Origin of the sequence: Streptomyces himastatinicus ATCC 53653 (genome assembly GCF_000158915.1) — a bacterium.
In the GTDB taxonomy this organism is placed as follows: Bacteria; Actinomycetota; Actinomycetes; order Streptomycetales; family Streptomycetaceae; genus Streptomyces; species Streptomyces himastatinicus.
In genome coordinates, this window is sequence record NZ_GG657754.1 from 5,910,949 (window position 1) to 5,930,879 (window position 19,931).

Consider the following 19,931-nt stretch of genomic DNA (forward strand, 5'->3'; position numbering starts at 1 on the left):
CCCGATGGGCGGTTCGGGGGGACGGACCCAGCGTGGTGGTGCCCGGTGCGGCCCGGGGGCCGAGGCCCGTACGGTACGCGTCCATCGCGGCCTCCAACCGCCCCTCGCGCCGCAGCAGATCGCCCAGCAACCGGCACAGGTCGGCCAGGTCACCGGCGGCGCCGGTGCGTTCCAGCAGCGACAGCGCCGCGCATAGTGCTCCTCCGCCCCCTCCGCGTCGCCGCGCTCGTCGGCTATCAGCCCGAGCAGCCGGTGGGCGCCGCCCGCATGGACCGCGCCGCGCTCCGCGGTGAGTTCGACCGCTTCCTGGGAGGTTCCGTGATCGCCATCGCCATCGCCATCGCCTTCGCCTTCGCCTTCGCCTTCGCCGTCGCCGGATCTCGTCAGCAGGGGCCGCAGCAGCGCCTCCGCTTCGGCGGTGCGGCGGCGCCGCCGCAGCACGTCGGCCAGTTCCACTTCCACCTGCATGGTGAACAGCGCGGCCCGTTTGGACGCCAGCATGTCGCGGGCGATGCGCAGTTCGCTCTCCGCGCGCTCCAAGTCGCCGTCCTGCGCGTGGACGTAGCCGCGCATCCAGTGGCAGTGCGCCAGGTCGGTGCGCAGCCGCAGCTGTTCGTACAGCTCCTGCGCCTTGGCCAGCGACGCGTCGGCCTCCGCGGTGCGGCCCTCCGCTATCAGGGTGCGGGCCACCCCGCGGTGCATCTGGGCGACCAGTTCCGGGTTGTCCACACTGGGCGCCAGCGCGAGCGAGAGTTCGGCGGCGCGCACCGCACGGGCGTGCGCCCCCATGTCCATGTACGGGGCGATGGAGGCGGTGTAGAGCAGCAGCAGGGCGTTCGGGTCGTGCAGCCCGGAGGCGTTCAGCTCGTCGATGGCGCTCTCCAGCAGATAGCAGGAGTAGCGCAGTTCGCCCGCCAGCAGATGGGCCACGGCGCGGCCGCGGATCGCGGGGACGCGGCGCGGCAGCGGTTCGTCGGCGAGCAGCTTCTCGGCGGCCTCGAAGTGGTCGCGGGCGGTGGTCAGTTCGCCGGTCTCCATGGCGCAGTCGCCGCGCCCCAGCAGCGCCGCGGCCCGCTCGTCGGGGAAGCCGAGCCGGTCGGCCTCGGCGGCCAGCGCCGCGAAGCGGGCGGCCGCGTCCTCGGTGTCGCCGGTGGCCAGCGTCCGCCGGGCGTCGGTGAGTCCGGCGCGCAGCCGGGTCGCGTCCTGCGGGGAACGGCCGGTGGCCAGCTCCTCGTACGTGACGCCGAGGCGGTCGGCGAGGTGGCGCAGGGCGACCTCGGAGGGGCGGACCTTCCCGGATTCCAGCGTCGAGACGTATGCCGCGGTGTACGCCGGTTCGGCCAGCTGCCGCTGGGTGAATCCGCGTTCCGTGCGCAGCCTGAGCACCCGGCGCCCGATCTCCGCCGTACCCGCCGCCCCCGTCGCCCGACCGTCTCCGGCGCTCTTTTCGGCCACCGTGCCCTCTTCTCCCCGGCGGTTAACTTAAGCGCCGAGCTAAGTCCATTTATGTGAGGATTAAAAAGATGCAGCAGGCGATGGATACAGCACCGGAAGGGCCGGGCGCCACGGCGACCGTCCGTCAGCCGGGACTGCTCCTCACCGACCACCATTTCGACGTACCGCTCGACCATAAGGCTCCTGAAGGGATGCGGATCCGGCTTTACGGTCGAGAGGTTGTCGCCGCGGACACTTCGGAAGCCGAGCGCGAGCGGCTGCCGTGGCTGCTCTACCTCCAGGGCGGGCCCGGTTTCGGCGCCGACCGCCCGGTGGGCCGCTCCGGCTGGCTCGACCGCGCGCTCGACGAATACCGGGTGCTCCTCCTCGACCAGCGCGGCACCGGCCGCTCCACGCCCGCCACCCGCCAGACCCTGCCGCTGCGCGGCACTCCCGAGCAGCAGGCCGACTACCTGGCCCACTTCCGGGCCGACGCCATCGTCCGCGACTGCGAGCTGATCCGGACCCGGCTGACCGGCGGCCGCCCCTGGACCGTCCTCGGCCAGAGCTTCGGCGGCTTCTGCGCCGTCACCTACCTGTCGTACGCGCCCGAAGGGCTCGACACGGTGCTCATCACCGGCGGGCTGCCCGGGCTCGGCACCGGCGCGGACGAGGTGTACCGGGCCGCCTATCCGCGGATGGAACGCAAGACCCTCGCCCACTACGACCGTTACCCCGGCGACGCCGACACCGTCCGCCGCGTCGTCCGTCACCTCGCCGCCCACGACGAGGTGCTGCCGGAGGGCACCCGGCTGACCCCGGAGGCGTTCCAGCAGGTCGGCATCCTGCTCGGCACCTGCGACGGATCGCACCGCCTCCACCACCTCCTGGAGGACGCCTTCGTGGAGACCGTTTCCGGACCGCGCCTCGCCGACGCGTTCGCCGAGCAGGTCGCCGCCGTGCTCTCCCGCGCCGGAAGCCCCCTGTACACCCTGCTCCACGAGTCCGTCTACGCCCAGGACGACCGCGCCACCGCCTGGTCCGCGCACCGCGTACGGGAGGCGTTCCCGCGCTTCGACGCCGTACGGGCGGTCGCCGAGGACCGTCCTGTCCTGTTGACGGGAGAAACCGTCCACCCCTGGATGCTGGAGACCCACGCCGCGCTGCGCCCGCTGCGCCGCACCGCCGAACTGCTCGCCGAACGCACCGGCTGGGGCCCGCTGTACGACCCGGAGCGGCTCGCCCGCAACACCGTCCCGGTGGCCGCCGCGATCTACCACGACGATCTGTACGTGGACACCGCGCACGCGCTGGCCACCGCCCGCGCGATCCGGGGGCTGCGGACCTGGGTGACGGACGAGTTCGAGCACGACGGGGTACGGGCGGGCGGCCGCCGGGTCATGGACCGGTTGCTGGCGCTCGCCCGGGACACAGCGACGTGAGGACGTGACGGAGCGTCACCTCGGCGTGGGCGGTGAGCCCGCATATAGGGCCCGATGGTCGATTTCTTTAGCGATTTCCCTAGTTCCCGTTGCTTGGGACTTCCTTTGGCCTTAGGTTGAGCCGCGAATTAATCGTGTTTAACAGGCCGCTTACGGAGCACACGTCGGGAGCCCCCGTGCGCAGAGGGATATGGCGACGCCGCCACAGACCCTTACGCTCCGCTGTCCTCGCCGGAGGTGTGGCGCTGACAGCGGCGTTCGCCGCGGCCATGAGCGCCGCCGCGACCGCCGCGTCCGCCGCTCCTTCGGTGTCTGCCGCCGCTCCTTCGGCGTCCGCCCCTTCGGTGTCCGCCGCTTCCGGGCGGGCCGAGCGCACCCATGAGGTGGAGTACTTCACCGGCCCCGGCGCCCACCCCCGGCACACCGAGGTCCCGGCCGCCACCCCCGCCCGGCTCACCCGCGGCGACCGCGCGCTCTCCGCCGCCGAAACGGCCGCCGACGGCGACGTCGGCTCCGTCATCGAGAACGGCCCGACGGCCGACAAGGTCGACGTCGTCTTCGTAGGCGACGGCTACACCGCCGCCCAGCAGGACGACTTCCACGCCGATGTGCGCTCCAAATGGGCGCAGATCTCCGCCGTCGAGCCGTACGCCGCCTACCGGAACCTCTTCAACGTCTGGTCCGTGGACGCCGTCTCCAACCAGTCCGGCGTCTCCGGCGACCCGTCCAAGGGCGTCGTCAAGGACACCGCCCTCGACTCCTACTTCTGGTGCGACGGCACCGAGCGGCTGCTGTGCGTCGACACCGGCAAGGTCGCGTCGTACGCCGCGAAGGCGCCGGAGGCCGACCTGGTGGTCGTGCTGTCCAACTCCGCCAAGTACGGCGGCGCGGGCTACGCGATCAGCTCCGGCGCCGGCTACGACGGCATCGCCACCGCCTCCTCCGACCACCCCGACTCCGACCAGGTCGCCGTCCACGAGACGGGCCACTCGCTCGGCGGCCTCGCCGACGAGTACGTGTACGCCCCGAACGGCACCTACACCGGCGCCGAACCCGAGGAGTCCAACGCCACCAAGCTGAGCGCCGCGCAGCTCACCGCGGAGAAGCGGAAGTGGTACCGCTGGATCGGCCAGACCTCACCGGACGGCGGCACGGTCGGCGCGTACGAGGGCAGCCGCTACTACCCCAAGGGGCTCAACCGCCCCACCGAGAACTCGATCATGCGCACGCTCGGCCGCAAGTACAGCCTCCCCGGGCGCGAGGCGATGATCGCGGGCTTCTACCGTCACGCCAGCGTGCTCAGCAGCCGCACCCGCACCAGTGCCCCGGTCGCCCGGGCGGCGAGCCTCAAGGTGAGCGTGTCGAAGGCCGCCTCGCTGAAGTGGTACGTGGACGGGGCCGAAGTCACCGCGGCCCGCGGCAAGAAGACCGTCACCCCGGCGTCGCTCGGCGTCCCGTCCGACGGCAGGCACCACACCGTCATGGCCAAGGCCGTGGACACCACCCGCGCGGTGAAGGACCCCGCGCTGCGCAAGCTGCTGACGGACTCCCGCACCTGGAAGATCCCCGCCACCAGCTGACGGCCGCCGCCCCCTGAACCGCCGCCCCGTGGACCCCCGCCGCGGGGCGGCTTCATGTGGTCTGTTCGTCGATGCGGGGCGGCCGCGGTCCGCCCCTGTAACATCGGCACGCTCCACGATCCCCGATCCGCACCCTCCGCTCAATCGCCCCCAAGGGCGAGCGCGCACGCTCGCGTTCCCCCGGCGCGCGGCTCATCCCACAAGGCGCCGGAGGCGCCTACCGGGGGGACGTGCCGCCGAAGCCGTGAGGCAAGATGAGCCCATGGGTAACTCCGGGGGAATCACCGGCCTGCTGGCCGGGCGTTATCGGCTGGTCTCGCGGCTCGGCCGCGGAGGCATGGGCACGGTCTGGCGGGCCGTCGACGAACTGCTGGGCCGCGATGTCGCGGTCAAGGAACTCCACGTGGACGAGGGCTCCGGGCCCGACAACCGGCTACGGGGCGAACGCGCGCTGCGCGAGGCCCGTACGGTCGCGCAGATCAAGCACCCCAACGTGATCGTCCTCCACGACGTCGTGGAGCAGGACGACCATCCGTGGATCGTCATGGAGCTGGTCGACGGCGCCTCGCTCGCCGACCGCCTGGGCGCGCAGGGCCCGCTCGCCCCGCACGAGGCGGGCCGGGTGGCTGCGGCGCTGCTGGACGCGCTGTGGGTGGCGCATGCGCGCGGGGTGCTGCACCGGGACATCAAACCGGCGAACGTGCTGGTCGAGGCGGGCACCGAGCGGGTCGTGCTGACGGACTTCGGAATCGCGCAGGTCGACGGGGCGACGACGCTCACCGAGACCGGTGCGTTCGTGGGCTCGCCGGAGTACACCGCGCCGGAGCGGATGTCGGGGCGCCGTACCGGGCCCGAGTCGGATCTGTGGTCGCTCGGCGTGCTGCTGTGCACGCTGGTCGGCGGCGCGTCGCCGTTCCACCGGGACTCCGTGGCGGGGGTGCTGCACGCCGTCGTCTACGAGGACATCCACATACCCGAGGCCGCCGGTCCGCTGCGGCCGCTCATCGAGGGGCTGCTGCGGCGCGACATCGAGACGCGGCTGACCGCCGACGAGGCGACGCGGACGCTGCGCACGTACCTGGGCTCGGGGGACACCTCCGGGTTCCGCGTGGAGCGCACCCCGACGCAGTCGGGCACGCCGCTCGCGCCCCCGGCGGGCACCCAGGGCGCCCCGGTCGCCCCGACCGTCCCCACCAAGCGGTCCCCCAGGCGCCGTACGGTGCTGATGGCCGTCGCCGCGGTCGTGGCCCTCGCCGGGCTGGGCGCGGGCACGATGGCGCTGATGGACGACGGCGGCAAGGGCACGACGGCCCATGACGGCGGTGCGTCGCAGGTCGCGGAGAAGGAAACCGGCAAGGACACGAACGCGGAGCCGGCCGCGCGGGAATCGGACCGGACGACGGACTCTCCGAAGGCATCGAAGGACCCGAAGGCGTCCACCGGTCCTACGGCGTCCACGTCCCCCGAGCCGGGCGCGAGCCCGTCGGGCGGGGTGCCCGAGGGGTACGAGCTGGTCCATGACCCGGCCGGGTTCTCGCTCGCCGTGCCGAAGGGCTTCGCCCGCCAGGACAAGTCGCCCCGGGTCTACTACAACTCGCCCGGCCTGGAGTTCCGCATCGGCATCCACCCCCAGGAGCCGGACCCGAGGGGCCCGCTGGCGGTGAGCCGGGAGGCGGACGCCCAGGGGCCGAGCGACTACCAGGGCTACCGCAACGGGCAGGTCATCCAGACCACGCAGAACGGGCATCCGGCGGCGCTGTGGGCGTTCGTCTGGGACGGTTCGGCCGACGACGGCGGCTCGCGGCAGACCTTCGATCTGAGCTGGAACGAGGGCGGCAAGATGTATGACCTGTGGCTTTCTGTCCCGGTGGAGAAGAAGGTCGAGGGGAAACGTTACTTCGATACGGCCGTCGCCACGTTCACCCGCACCGGCGGCTAGCCCACCCCCAGCGCTGACCCCGGTCGCAACGGCTTTGTCACGAGCCGTCCCCGCAGCCCACCGGCGGGTGGCGGTGTTCACCGCCGACCGGGTAATGATTTGCGCATGACGAACGACGGGGGACGGGCGAACGAGCCCAACAGCTACGATCTGCGGCCGCCGCAGCAGCAGGCACCGCCGCAGGCGGTGCCGCCCGCGCCCGCGCCGCCGCGACAGGCGGCGGGGCCCGGTGCGTACGAGCCCACGCAGGCTTCCGGGCAGCGCCCCGCTGCCGCACCGTACGATCCGCGCTCGGCCGCTCACGGCGCGCACCACAACCCCGATTCGGGGCGGCTCGTCGGCGGCCGCTACCGGCTCCTCGGGCGCCTCGGCCACGGCGGCATGGGCACCGTCTGGAAGGCGCACGACCAGATCGTGGACCGCGAGGTCGCGGTCAAGGAGCCGCGTGTGCCCGACCATCTGCCGGACCGCGAGCGGCAGACCGTCTACCAGCGGATGGAGCGCGAGGCGCGCGCCGCGGCCCGGATCGACCACCCCTCCGTCGTCACCGTCCACGACGTGGTGGTCGAGGACGGCCGCCCCTGGATCGTCATGGAGCTGGTGCGCGGCGATTCGCTGGCCGACCGGCTGGCGGAGGGCACGCTCGATCCGCGCGAGGCGGCCCGGATCGGGCTCGCCGTGCTGGGCGCGCTGTCGGCCGCGCACGAGGCGGGTGTGCTGCACCGTGACGTCAAGCCGGACAACGTGCTGCTCGGCCGGGGCGACCGGGTGGTCCTCACCGACTTCGGCATCGCCCAGGTCGAGGGCGAGCAGGGGCTGACCGAGACCGGCGGCTTCGTGGGCTCGCCCGAATTCATCTCGCCCGAGCGGGTGCTGGGGCAGCGGCCGGGCCCGGCGTCGGACCTGTGGTCGCTGGGCGTCGTGCTGTACGCGGCGGTCGAGGGCATGTCCCCGTTCCGCCGTTCGCACACCCCCGCGACCCTCCAGGCCGTGCTGTCGGCCGAACCGCAGCGGCCCGCGCGGGGCCCGGACGCGCTCGGCTCCATCACCATGCGGCTGCTGCTCAAGGATCCGGCCATGCGTCCGTCGGCGGCCGAGACGCGGGAGGCGCTGGAGTCGGTCGTACGGCCGGTGCAGCAGTCGCTTCCGACGGTCCCCCTCACGCCGAGGGCGGGCGGATACGGCGGCAGCCAGGCGGCGCAGGGCGGCGCGGCGCCGGGCAGCGCGGCGGCGCAGGGCGGCAGCCGTTTCGTACCGCCGATCCTGCACAAGAACCGCAAGGCGCAGTTCGGTCTGGGCGCCGCCCTCGTGGTGATCGCGTCCGTGTTCGTGCTGGTCTTCGCCCAGCCGTTCGCGAGCGAGAGCCCCCTGCCGTCCGGCTGGACGGTCCGCGAGGAGCGTGATGTGGTGGCCGCCTCGCTGGCGGTGCCGAGCGCGTACAAGCGGATACAGGACGACAGCGACGAGAACGCGCCGAGCGTCACCTTCGACGACCCCAGCGGCGTCTTCACCATCACCCTCACCAGGCTGGTGTCCGACCCGGAGCGGAAGATCACGGACGCGGCGGGCGTGGCCGGGGAGACCGTCGCGTACTACAAGAGCGGTGCCCTCTCGACCATGGACGAGGCGAGCAGCGGCAGGGCGAAGGCGACGCGGCAGCAGGGCGAACCGGCGAAGGACCTGAACACCACCTACTACGCGCCCGGCACCACCAGCGACGAGAACCGCATCCTCTATCTGAACCGCGATCACATCTACGTCAGCGACGATCACGTCGCCTGGCAGCTGACCGTGACGATGCCCGCCAGGGGAGACGCCCGGGCGACCGGGGACGAGCTGTACGAGGACGTCGTGAAGAACCTGAAGATCGAGGGCATCTGAACGTCGCCCACAAATAGTTACCGCCGGGTACCCAAATCCCCCGGCCGGGGCCTACGCTCGCCCCCATGACCGACTCGCAGGACAGCGCACAGGACGCACAGGACCAGGTAATACCGTCGCCCGCCGACGGAAACCCGGTCGCCGCCCAGGGCACCCGGACCGCCGCCGACGTCGTCACCCCCGAGCTGGTCGCGCGGCTCGCCCGGGGCATCGTGGGCAGCGGCAGCACCGTCAACCACACCCCGTTCACCGGGGAGGTCCTGGCCTCCGGGCTGCCCGAGTCCACCCCCGAGGACGTCGCCACCGCCTTCGAGCAGGCCCGCGCGGCCCAGCGCGCCTGGGCCGCGACCCCGGTGCGCACCCGCGCCGCCATCTTCCTGCGCTTCCACGACCTGCTGCTGCGCCGCCAGTCGGAGGTCCTGGACCTCATCCAGCTGGAGACCGGCAAGACCCGGCTGCACGCCCATGAGGAGATCCAGGGCGTCGTCCTGGCCGCCCGCCACTACGGCCGCAAGGCGCACAGCTATCTGCGTCCCAAGTCCCATGTGGGCGTCGTCCCCACGCTCACCAAGGTCACCGAGCTGCGCCAGCCGCGCGGCGTCGTCGGCCAGATCGTGCCGTGGAACTACCCGCTGGAGCTGTCGGTCGGGGACGCGATACCCGCCTTCGTCGCGGGCAACGCGGTCGTCATGAAGCCGGACACCGAGACCGTGCTGACCGCCCTGTGGGCGCGCGAACTGATGCTGGAGGCCGGAATGCCTCCCGGGGTGTGGCAGATCGTGGTCGGGGACGGCCCGGTGGTCGGCCCGGCCGTGGTCGAGCACGCCGACTACGTCTCGTTCACCGGCTCCACCCGCACCGGCCGCGGCGTGGCCCAGGCCGCCGCCGCCCGCCTGGTGGGCTGCTCGCTCGAACTCGGCGGCAAGAACGCCATGCTGGTGCTGCGCGACGCCGACCTCGACCGGGCGGCCGAGGGCGCGGTCCGCGCGTGCTTCGCCTCCGCGGGGCAGCTGTGCATCTCCATCGAGCGGCTGTACGTCCACGAGTCGGTCGCCGATGACTTCATCGAGCGGTTCGCGGCCCGTACGAAGGCCATGCGGCTCGGCTCGGCCCTCGCCTACGGCGCCGAGATGGGCTCCCTCGTCTCCGACCGCCAACTGGAAACCGTCACCCGCCATGTGGAAGAGGCCGTCGCCAAGGGCGCCACGGTCGTCGCGGGCGGCCGCCCCCGCCCGGACATCGGCCCGTACTTCTACGAGCCGACGATCCTGGACGGCGTGGAGGCGCCGATGGCGGTGTGCACCGAGGAGACCTTCGGCCCGGTGGTGTCCATCTACCGCTTCTCCGACGAGGACGAGGCGGTCGGCCTCGCCAACGCCACCCCGTACGGCCTGAACGGCAGCGTCTGGTCCCAGGACGGCCGGCGCGCCCGCGCGGTCGCCGCCCGGCTGCGCGCGGGCACCGTCAACGTCAACGAGGCGTACGCCGCCGCGTACGGCAGCGTCGCGTCCCCGATGGGCGGCATGGGCGACTCCGGTCTCGGCCGCCGCCACGGCTCGGAGGGCATCCTCAAGTACACCGAGGCGCAGACGGTCGCCCAGCAGCGGCTGATGCCGCTCGGCCCGTCCTTCGGCCTGACGGACGAGAAGTACGCGGAGTTCATGAGCCGCAGCCTGCGCGCGATGAAGGCACTGCGGCTGCGCTGACCGGTACGCATCGAACGGGAGGTACCCGGTGTCAGGGGACAAGCGCGCCGAAGAGGCTGCCGATGACACGTACGACTACGACGTCATCGTCGTCGGTTCGGGTTTCGGAGGAGCCGTCTCGGCCCTCCGGCTGACGGAGAAGGGCTACCGGGTCGGCGTCCTGGAGGCGGGCCGCCGCTTCACGCCCGAGACCCTGCCCAAGAACTCCTGGGACCTCCGCAACTACCTCTGGGCCCCGGCCCTCGGCCTCTTCGGCATCCAGCGCATCCATCTCCTCGGCAAGGTGATGGTGCTGGCGGGCGCCGGGGTCGGGGGCGGTTCGCTCAACTACGCCAACACGCTGTACGTACCGCCCGAGCCGTTCTTCCGGGACCCGCAGTGGGGCGGCATCACCGACTGGCAGGAGGAGCTGAAGCCGTACTACGACCAGGCGCGGCGGATGCTCGGCGCCCGGCTCAACCGGACGATGACCCCCTCCGACGTCCATCTCAAGGCGGCCGCCGAGAAGATGGGCGTGGGCGATACGTTCCACATGGCGCCCGTCGGCGTCTTCTTCGGCGACGGCGAGGACTCCGACGGATCGACGAAGGCCGCGCCGGGGGAGGTCGTCCCGGATCCGTACTTCGGCGGCGCGGGCCCGGACCGCCGGGCGTGCACCCAGTGCGGGGAGTGCATGACCGGCTGCCGCCGCGGCGCCAAGAACACCCTCAACGAGAACTACCTCTACCTCGCCGAGCGGGCCGGTGCCGTCATCCACCCCATGACGACCGTGGTCGCCCTGTGCGACGCCCCGGACGGCGGCTACCACGTCACCACCGTCCCGACCGCGAACCGCCGCAAGGGCAAGCCGAAGACGCTGCGCGCGCGGTACGTCGTCCTCGCCGCCGGTACGTACGGCACCCAGACCCTGCTGCACACCATGCGCGACCGGGGCCTGCTGCCGCGGCTGTCGGACCGGCTCGGGATGCTCACCCGCACCAACTCCGAGGCCCTGGTCGGCGCCCAGACCACCGACCGCCGCTACCGCGCCCGGCGCGGGGAGCGGCCCGACTTCAGCCGTGGCGTCGCGATCACCTCGTCCGTCCACCCGGACGAGAACACCCACATCGAGCCCGTCCGCTACGGCAAGGGCTCCAACGCGATGGGCATGATGTCCGTCCTCCAGATCCCGGAGGGCCGCGGCCCGAGCTGGCTGCGCTTCCTCGTGGCCAACCTCCGCCATCCGACGCTCGCGGCGCGCTCCCTGTCCAACCGGCGCTGGTCCGAGCGCACCATCATCGGCCTGGTCATGCAGACCCACGACAACTCGCTGACCACGTACCGCAAGTCGAAGGGCCTGGGCAAGGGGCTGCTGACCGCCCGCCAGGGCCACGGCACGCCCAACCCGGACCACATCCCCGAGGGCGCGGCGGCGGCCCGCCACCTCGCCGAGTCGATCAACGGCTTCCCGGGCAGCAACGTCGGCGAGCTGATGGGCACCCCGCTGACCGCCCACTTCCTGGGCGGCTGCCCGATCGGGGCGACGGCGGAGGAGGGCGTGATCGACCCGTACCACCGGCTGTACGGACACCCGGGGATCAGCGTGGTGGACGGCGCCGCGGTCTCGGCCAACCTGGGCGTGAATCCCTCGTTGACGATCACGGCACAGGCGGAACGGGCGATGTCCCTATGGCCCAACAAGGGCGAGAAGGACCCGCGCCCAGCCCAGAACGAGCCCTACGTAAGAGTGCCCCCGACGCCCCCCACAACCCCCGCAGTCCCAAGAACGGCCTACGCCGCCCTGCGGGTTGTGGGCAATCGTCCCGCGGGGCGGGACGGGTGGGCACAACCCACCCACGGACCCGCACCCAACAACGAACCCCCAGGGGCAACGCCGTAGGGCCACCCCGCTAAGGGGTGACCCTACGACCGACTCACGCTCAAGCCGTACGGCGCCGCCGTACAACGAACACGGCCCCGCCACCCACAGCCATGGCCACCCCACCGATGAGCCCGATCATCGGCAGCGCGGACGACGACCCGGTCTCGGCAAGCTTCCCGGACACGGGCAGCTCGCTCAGGTCCTTGCCACCACCCTGCGGCACAGGCCGGTTCCCCTTGTCCCCCGGCTTGCCCTCGGCCTCGTCGATCGGCCCCGGCTTGCTGCCCGAGACCAGGACGTCGAACTCGTACTCCGTGGCCTCGGAGTAACCGCAGACGTCGTCCTCGTTGTGGTACGCGCCGATCGCGAAGCCGAAGCCGTAGCTGCCCGGGGTCTTGGCGTCGACCTTCAGCCGCAGCTTGGCGTCGGCGTACTCACCGGGCTTCAGCTCGCCGATCGAGCCGAAGTACCCCGCCTCGTCGCCGACGGACTTCCAGCTGCCGCTGTCCTCGTCGTACGCCTGCACGGTGAGCAGCTTGGAGACGTCCTCCAGCTCGTCCTTGCTGATGGCGTACATCTGCACGTACGCGTCCACCGACTTCATCGCCTTGTCGGAGGTGTTGGTGGTGCGGAAGGTGAACGGCACCCAGCCGGAACCGGCCACGACCTTGCTGGGCAGCCCGCGCAGCTCGGTGGTGATGGCGGCCTCCTCGGACGCCTCCTCGCAGGTCGGGTCGGTCGGCGGGTCCGTGGGCTCGGTGGGTCCGACGGTCGGCTCGTCGGTGGGCTCGTTCGTGGGCTCATCGGTCGGCTCGTCGGTCGGCTCATCCGTGGGCTCATCGGTCGGCTCGGCCGTGGGCTCGTCGGAGGGCTCACCGGACGGCCCGCCAGTGGGCCCGTCGGTGGGCTCCGCCGTCGGCTCGTCGGTCGGCGGGATCGACGGCTCGTCACTCGGCTCGTCGCCCGGCTCGCTGATCGTCGGGGTGGGCGTCGGGTCGGACTCGGCGAAGGCGGCGGGCGCGGCGAGCAACGCGGCGGGGGCTATGGCGGCCGTAGCTACGGCGGCCACCAGCGTGCGGCGAATCTTCATGAAGACCTCTTCTGGAAGGCCGTCGCGGTGGGGCGCGGAATGGCCGTGCGTTCGGTTTGCACGTACATGACCATCCCTATGGCCGAAAGGTTGCCTTCACCGTTGCTCACAGAATGGTCACAGAATCCGCAGAAGCCTCAGGAGGCATGATCCGAAACAGGCGTAGGGCCCCGGGACGTCCGACCGTGGTGGGCGTCCCAGGGCCCTAGGCGGTCAGCACCGGCGTCAGGGCAGCGCCGGTGCTGAGGGAGCGGCGCCGGGGGGTTGCGCCGCGGGCTCGGGGTGTGGATCGGTGGGGATGCGGGAGGGGAGCAATTGGGGGGGAGGAGGAAGGCGCGTCAGGGGGCGTACGCCCGCGCGGCCGGACTCGTGATCAGACCGTGGTCGGACCAATGACGGGTGCTGACCCGGGGTGTTTTCCCTCACTGCATCGTGGTGGATGCATCGCTCCGGGCGCAACCGTTTCGACTGGATACGGTCGGTCCCAGGCGTCCCCGGGACCGACCGCCCTATGGATGGTGACCGGGCTGCTGTCCCCTGCCGACCGGTCACCTCGCCGACGCGGCACCGGGCTCAACGAGCCCGTTCACGAGCCGGTCACGCGCCGTACGGGTGACGGGAGGGGCCGGATAGGGGGATATCAGGCCCGGCCCCGGCACAGCTCCAGCAGCGTCATGGCGAGGGTCGTACCCGGCTTGCCGAGCGCCTGGCGGTAGCGGTCGAGGATCTCCATCTCGCGGGAGAGGTGCACGCGCCGCCCGCCCGCCGCGATGCGCGCCTCCTGGATGGAGGCCGAGACCCCCATCCGTTCCCGGATGAGGTCGAGGATGCGTCCGTCGAGATCGTCGATCCGCTCACGCGCGGAACCGATCACATCTGACGTCGTGCTCGTGCTCATATCCGTATCTCCTGGTCTCTGCTGTCGATGAGGCCGATCAGAGGGACCCGGAACCGGGGGAGACCCGAAGCCATACGCACCAGCGCCCCGGGCCTTGACCGGCCCGGGGCGCCTGGGAAGTCGCTTGTCAGTAGTTCAAGCAGCACGACCATGGCAGCCGGACGGGCCGGTGCCATAGGTAAAGACGAAGGTCATGCGCGTGGACATGAGGCTGATTATGGGCTGGTTAGAATCGAAAGTCCAACCCTCCAGTTCCACCGCCGGAAGGCCGCCGAAGTGCCATCAGCGTCCCCTGCTGCCGCCCCCGACACCGTTCTGGTCGTCGACTTCGGCGCGCAGTACGCCCAGCTCATTGCCCGACGGGTCCGTGAGGCCCGGGTCTACAGCGAGATCGTCCCGTCCACCATGCCGGTGGCGGAGATGCTCGCCAAGAACCCGAAGGCGATCATCCTCTCCGGCGGGCCGTCGTCGGTCTACGCCGAGGGAGCGCCCAGGCTCGACCGTGCGCTCTTCGAGGCCGGGATCCCCGTCTTCGGCATGTGCTACGGCTTCCAGCTGATGGCCGTCACGCTCGGCGGCACCGTCGACAACAACGGTGCGCGCGAGTACGGCCGCACCGACCTGAGCGTGACCAAGCAGGGCTCGACGCTCTTCGCGGGCACCCCCGAGCAGCAGCAGGTGTGGATGTCGCACGGCGACGCCTGCTCGGCCGCGCCCGAGGGCTTCACGGTCACCGCGTCCACCGACCAGGTGCCGGTCGCGGCGTTCGAATGCGACGAGCGCAAGCTGTACGGCGTACAGCACCACCCCGAGGTGATGCACTCCACCCACGGTCAGCAGGTCCTGGAGCACTTCCTGTACCGGGGCGCCGGCCTGTCGCCCACCTGGACCACCTCCAATGTGGTCGAGGAGTCCGTGGCGGCCATCCGCGAGCAGGTCGGCACCAAGCGCGCGATCTGCGGGCTGTCCGGCGGGGTGGACTCCGCCGTCGCCGCCGCCCTCGTCCAGAAGGCCATCGGCGACCAGCTCACCTGCGTGTACGTCGACCACGGGCTGATGCGCAAGGGCGAGTCCGAGCAGGTCGAGAAGGACTTCGTGGCGGCCACCGGCGTCCAGCTGAAGGTCGTCGAGGCCGAGCAGCGCTTCCTGGACGCGCTCGCCGGGGTCTCCGACCCCGAGGAGAAGCGGAAGATCATCGGCCGGGAGTTCATCCGGGTCTTCGAGCAGGCGCAGGCCGAGCTGGTGGCCGAGGCGGGCGCGGCCGGTGAGGCCGTGGAGTTCCTGGTCCAGGGCACCCTCTACCCGGATGTGGTGGAATCCGGCGGCGGCACCGGCACCGCCAACATCAAGTCCCACCACAACGTGGGCGGACTGCCCGACGACATCGAGTTCCAGCTGGTCGAGCCGCTGCGCCGGCTCTTCAAGGACGAGGTGCGCAACGTCGGCCAGGAGCTGGGCCTCCCGGAGGACATCGTCCACCGCCAGCCCTTCCCGGGCCCGGGCCTCGGCATCCGCATCATCGGCGAGGTCACCAAGGACCGCCTGGACCTGCTCCGCGAGGCCGACGCGATCGCCCGCGAGGAGCTGACCGCCGCTGGTCTGGATCGCGAGATCTGGCAGTGCCCGGTGGTCCTGCTCGCCGACGTCCGCTCGGTCGGCGTCCAGGGCGACGGCCGCACCTACGGCCACCCCATCGTGCTGCGCCCGGTGTCCTCCGAGGACGCCATGACGGCCGACTGGTCGCGCCTCCCGTACGACGTGCTGTCGCGGATCTCGACCCGCATCACCAACGAGGTGGACGAGGTCAACCGGGTGGTTCTAGACATCACCAGCAAGCCGCCCGGCACCATCGAGTGGGAATGATCTTCATCTGATCGTCAACACCGGCGCCGTCGCTCATACGTTTGGGTGGCGGCGTCGCTGTTTGCGCTGGGTACTCTGACCGCAGAGGCGAGACTCCGTCCCATGGGAGCAATCATGAGCGCCGCACGCGAGTACGAGCTGGACGAGCAGTACGAGTGGGCCCGCCCGCCGCAGGGCGGCTGGACGGCGGACGATCTCGACCGGCTTCCGAATCTTCCTCCGCATACGGAGCTGATCGACGGGAGTCTCGTCCTCGTGAGTCCGCAGGCCGCGTTCCACGCACGTGTCATGAAACTGCTCGAGTTCGCCTTGGAGACCCAGGCGCCGGACGAGTCAGAGGTCCTGCGGGAGATGACCGTCCGGCTCGATGACAAGAACCGGATCGAGCCGGACGTCCTGGTGACGCAGCCGTATGAGTTTCTCGACGCGCATCAGACCTGGTACGGCCCTCAGCAGGTCCTGCTGGCCGTGGAGGTCGTGTCGCCGGATTCCAGGGAGCGTGACCGTGATGTCAAGCCGCGCAAGTACGCCCGTGCGGGTGTGCCGCATTTCTGGCGTGTGGAGGAGGAGGGCGGCCTCCCCGTGGTCTACGTCTATGAGCTGGACCCCGCTCTGAATGCGTACCAAACCACCGGCATCTACCACAGCAAGCTCACCCTGAGCGTTCCGTTCCCCATCGAGATCGACCTCACTGGGATCAACCCCCGTAGGCCCTGACCCTGGCCTCCCGCGATACCCAGAGGTAGCTTCCGCCTCGGAGCCTTGAAGGTCCCGAGGAGGGAGCTGCCGAGATGACGATGCCGATACCCCGGTCGAACCCCGAGCCGATACCGACCGACCAGCTGCACATCACCATGCCGCCCACCCACGCCTCCCCGGCCGACGAGCGGCGGTACCGCAAGGAACGGCTGGCGGCGGCGCTGCGGATCTTCGGGCGGTACGGGTACGAGGAGGGCGTCGCGGGGCACATCACCGTGCGCGACCCGGAGTTCACCGACCACTTCTGGGTGAACCCCTTCGGCGTGCCCTTCGCCCACATCGCCGTGAGCGACCTGATCCTCGTCAACGAGGCGGGCCAGGTGGTCGACGGGCGCTACCACGTCAACCAGGCGGCCTTCGTCGTTCACTCTTCCGTGCATCGGGCCCGACCGGATGTGGTGGCGGTCGCCCACACCCGTTCCGTCCACGGGCGGGCCCTGTCCGCGCTCGGTGAGCTGCTGGAGCCGATCACCCAGGACGTGTGCGCCTTCTTCGAGGACCACGGGCTCTACGACAGCAGCACCGGCGTCGTCGTGGACGAGGAGGAGGGCCGCCGGATCGCGTCGGCGCTCGGTGCGTACAAGGCCCTCATCCTGCGCAATCGCGGTCTGCTGACGGTCGGGGACTCGGTCGACGCGGCCGCCTGGTGGTTCATCACGATGGAGCGCGCGTGCCAGGCGCAGCTGTCGGCGAAGGCGGCTGGGAAGCCGGTGCTCATCGATCACCGGAGCGCCGTGCAGACCCGTGAGCAGCTCGGAAGCGATCTTGTGGCGTGGATCAACTATCAACCTCTGTATCTCCAGATCACCCGCGGTGAGCCGGACCTGCTCAACTGAGACCCCTCGCGGTGCGGCACAATCCTCCCTCAACACATGTCAGTTGGGCGTACAGAACGAGTGAACGACGGAGCGGTGAGACCTCGTGGCGGTGGACACGACGAAAGACGCCACGAAGGCGAAAGTGAAGGCGGCGGGCGGACCCGGCGGCCACGGTCACGCGGACCACGGCCCGGCGGGCTGTGAGTGCCCCCAGGGCGCCCGTGAGGGCCACCGGCGGGCGGTGGCCGCGTTCGTGGCCATGCGGGAGCGTTTCGCCGCCGGAGAGGGCCTTCCGGCGGCTCTCGCGCACTCCGCGGGGGCGTCCCGGCAGTGGGTGTCGGACGAACTCGCCCACGCGGCCCGTACGGTCGTCGACTGCGGCCACGCCGAGAGCACCGCATGGCGCGACGCGGTGTGGCGGCGCACCCTGCTGGTGGTCTGGGGCGCGGTCGGGGCGCTGCTGATCGGGCAGTTGGCGACGGCGCTCGGCACCGGCTGGTCGGTCGCCCGCACCGCCGGGCTCACCGCCGCCCTCGTCACCGGGGCGCTGCTGACCCTCACCGCCCGGCTGCACTACGGCAACGGCGGCCCGCTCGCGCCGCTCGTCGGCGAGGACAACCGGATGTCCACCTCCCGCTCCCTGGCCGCCGCCTGGCTGCTGCTCGCCGTCTTCTCGGTGCTCGTCCTGGCCGTCGAGCTGGCCGTCGACCCCGGCGACCGGGACCGGATCGCCGGCGGCCTGTCCCTCGGCCACGCCGCCGGACTGCTCACGGTCGCCGCGCTGACCTGCGTGGCCGCGGTGCTCGCCCGGCTCGTCGTCGCGGCCCGGGTGCGGGCGCAGCGGCTCCAGAAGGTCCGCGCGGCCCGCCCGCGCGCCGCCGACCTCCTCACGGACGACGCGGGCCGCGGCAGCTTCGCCGACGCCCAGTACGTCGTCGTCCACGCGGTCGCCCTCACGTTCGCCGCCGTCCGCCTCGCCCGCGAGCCGTGGCGGCTGCCGGAGCTGCCCTGGGGGCTGGTGCTGCTCGCCGTCGTCTCCGTCCTGGTGTACCTGACCGGCAAGTACGCGGAGGGCGGCCGTCCGACCGTGCTGTCCGTCGTCCGGGTCCGCCCCGAGGAGGGCGGCATCGACCGGGACGCCCCGATCCGTACCGGCGACGACATCGAGATCCGCGGCAACGGCTTCGTCCCGCCGGGCGCGGGGGACCCCGACCGGCTGGCCCGGATGGTCGTCCGTATCGGCGCCGTCCACGTCCACGTACCGCTGGTGCCCGTGACGGGCGGCTTCAGCAATCCGACCGATACGGCGCTGACCGTTCCGGTGCCGGTGGACGTGGAGCCGGGCCGGGTGGATGTGCAGGTGGTGACGGCGTCGGGGGCGGAGACGAACCGCTACCAGATCGACGTACTGGACTGAGTCGAAACCCTCGTTCTCTCCGTATGGTTTTGATGACTGCGCAACGGGAGAGGCGGGCGTCATGAGGCATGCGGACCGAACGGTCGGAGGGGGTCCCGCGGGAGACGCGGGCAGTGTGAACGTCGTGAGCGGCATAGGCGGCCCGCCGACGGGCGGGGTGCGGGAGATGGCGGCCCGCTATGCGCTGCTGCCGCTGCGGATCTTCCTCGGCGTCACCTTTGTGTACGCCGGGATCGACAAGCTCACCGATTCGGCGTTCCTCGCCGACAGCGGCGCGGGCTCGATCGGCCAGCTGATGAGCCAGGTGCGCGACACCTCGGCCGTGCCCTGGATGGTCGACCAGGCCCTGAACGCCCCGAGTACCTTCGGCTACGTCATCGCCTTCGGAGAGCTGGCCGTGGGCCTCGGCACCCTCTTCGGGCTCCTCACCCGCCTGGCGGCCCTCGGCGGGGCGCTGATCTCGCTCAGCCTGTGGCTGACGGTGAGCTGGCAGACGGAGCCGTACTACTACGGCAACGACCTGGCCTACCTGATGGCCTGGCTGCCCCTGGTCCTCGCCGGTGCCCCCTACCTGTCGCTGGACACGGTCTGGAGCAAGCACCGCCGCCGCCAGAACTCACAGCTCTTCACCTGACGCACGGCACATCCGGCATCCGGCTCCGCTCAGGGGAACTCTGTTCAAGGGAACCCCGCTCAGGGGAGCCGGATGCCGTCGCGGACCTTGTCGAAGATCGGGCGGTACCGGCTCCACTGGTCTTCCGGCGCGCTCAGATAGATCGCGTACTCCTTGTCGCCTTCCTTGCCGAAGCCCAGGTCGATCGCCCGGAACCAGCGGGCGCGCCCCTTGCCCCGGAACTCCCAGATCGCCGCCGGCATACCGCGGAAGCGGGTCGCCTGGAGGCGGGTCCGCTGGTACTCGAGGAATGTGCCGCTGCTCTTCACACCGGCCTCGACCTCCTTGAAGTGGCTGACCTGGTCCTTGGACGCGAAGTCCAGGACGTTGACCGACAGGCGGGCCATCTTGGTGGAGTCGAGGTAGCGGATCTCCTGGGTTTCGTCGACCAGTCCCTCCTTGTCGGCGTCCGCCTTCCAGCCGTCGGGGACGGGGAAGGAGACGCCGAGGCTCGACACCAGGCGGTAGCCCTCGGGGACCGGGGACGGGGAGGCCGAGGGGGCCGAGCCGGAGGCGGAGGGGTTGTCGTTGTCCTGCTTCCACACGTAGACGCCGCCCGCCACCACCACG

The 19,931-nt window shown here is 71.4% G+C and carries 13 protein-coding genes and 2 pseudogenes; 11 read left to right on the forward strand and 4 right to left on the reverse strand.

All coding sequences use genetic code 11. The features are described from left to right. A pseudogene (locus tag SSOG_RS25145) lies at positions 1-1,455 on the reverse strand (tetratricopeptide repeat protein); the annotation flags it as partial. A gap of 80 nt (positions 1,456-1,535) precedes the next feature. On the opposite strand from SSOG_RS25145, the gene SSOG_RS25150 reads away from it, so the two are divergent. From SSOG_RS25150 to SSOG_RS25175, 6 genes are all read left to right on the forward strand, one after another. Then, complete coding sequence (locus tag SSOG_RS25150; protein ID WP_009717064.1) at positions 1,536-2,876, forward strand: alpha/beta fold hydrolase; 1,341 nt, start codon at positions 1,536-1,538, stop codon at positions 2,874-2,876. 239 nt (positions 2,877-3,115) lie between these two features. Further along, a complete protein-coding gene (locus SSOG_RS25155; protein WP_342634331.1) occupies positions 3,116-4,456 on the forward strand; it encodes a M64 family metallopeptidase in 1,341 nt (446 codons plus the stop codon). 262 nt (positions 4,457-4,718) lie between these two features. Continuing rightward, positions 4,719-6,395 carry a serine/threonine-protein kinase gene (locus SSOG_RS25160; RefSeq protein WP_009717066.1) on the forward strand — a complete coding sequence of 559 codons (1,677 nt, stop codon included), beginning with the start codon at positions 4,719-4,721 and terminating at the stop codon, positions 6,393-6,395. Positions 6,396-6,500: 105 nt separating this feature from the next. After that, positions 6,501-8,276: a serine/threonine-protein kinase gene (locus SSOG_RS25165; RefSeq protein ID WP_039938648.1), complete on the forward strand. Its 1,776-nt coding sequence runs from the start codon at positions 6,501-6,503 to the stop codon at positions 8,274-8,276. 65 nt (positions 8,277-8,341) lie between these two features. Continuing rightward, positions 8,342-9,982, forward strand: coding sequence for a succinic semialdehyde dehydrogenase (locus SSOG_RS25170; RefSeq protein ID WP_009717068.1), 1,641 nt, complete (start codon positions 8,342-8,344; stop codon positions 9,980-9,982). Positions 9,983-10,010: 28 nt separating this feature from the next. After that, complete coding sequence (locus SSOG_RS25175; protein ID WP_009717069.1) at positions 10,011-11,861, forward strand: GMC oxidoreductase; 1,851 nt, start codon at positions 10,011-10,013, stop codon at positions 11,859-11,861. A gap of 40 nt (positions 11,862-11,901) precedes the next feature. On the opposite strand, the gene SSOG_RS25180 is transcribed toward SSOG_RS25175, so the two are convergent. Then, the gene (locus SSOG_RS25180; protein ID WP_009717070.1) at positions 11,902-12,933 is read right to left on the reverse strand and encodes a PT domain-containing protein; all 1,032 of its coding nucleotides are present in this window, start codon (positions 12,931-12,933) and stop codon (positions 11,902-11,904) included. A 640-nt stretch (positions 12,934-13,573) separates the two neighbouring features. Then, positions 13,574-13,831, reverse strand: a complete 258-nt coding sequence (locus tag SSOG_RS25185; protein ID WP_009717071.1) for a chorismate mutase — start codon at positions 13,829-13,831, stop codon at positions 13,574-13,576. Positions 13,832-14,107: 276 nt separating this feature from the next. On the opposite strand from SSOG_RS25185, the gene guaA reads away from it, so the two are divergent. From guaA to SSOG_RS25210, 5 genes are all read left to right on the forward strand, one after another. Continuing rightward, positions 14,108-15,694, forward strand: a complete 1,587-nt coding sequence (gene guaA / locus SSOG_RS25190) for a glutamine-hydrolyzing GMP synthase (protein ID WP_009717072.1) — start codon at positions 14,108-14,110, stop codon at positions 15,692-15,694. A 114-nt stretch (positions 15,695-15,808) separates the two neighbouring features. Further along, complete coding sequence (locus SSOG_RS25195; protein ID WP_009717073.1) at positions 15,809-16,411, forward strand: Uma2 family endonuclease; 603 nt, start codon at positions 15,809-15,811, stop codon at positions 16,409-16,411. 74 nt (positions 16,412-16,485) lie between these two features. Further along, positions 16,486-17,289: a class II aldolase/adducin family protein gene (locus SSOG_RS25200; RefSeq protein WP_009717074.1), complete on the forward strand. Its 804-nt coding sequence runs from the start codon at positions 16,486-16,488 to the stop codon at positions 17,287-17,289. Between the two features lie 124 nt (positions 17,290-17,413). Continuing rightward, positions 17,414-18,688, forward strand: a complete 1,275-nt coding sequence (locus tag SSOG_RS25205) for a hypothetical protein (RefSeq protein ID WP_009717075.1) — start codon at positions 17,414-17,416, stop codon at positions 18,686-18,688. A 166-nt stretch (positions 18,689-18,854) separates the two neighbouring features. After that, positions 18,855-19,322 carry a DoxX family protein gene (locus tag SSOG_RS25210; protein ID WP_234365078.1) on the forward strand — a complete coding sequence of 156 codons (468 nt, stop codon included), beginning with the start codon at positions 18,855-18,857 and terminating at the stop codon, positions 19,320-19,322. Between the two features lie 59 nt (positions 19,323-19,381). On the opposite strand, the pseudogene SSOG_RS53890 reads toward SSOG_RS25210, so the two are convergent. Continuing rightward, positions 19,382-19,931, reverse strand: a pseudogene (locus SSOG_RS53890) (serine/threonine-protein kinase); the annotation flags it as partial.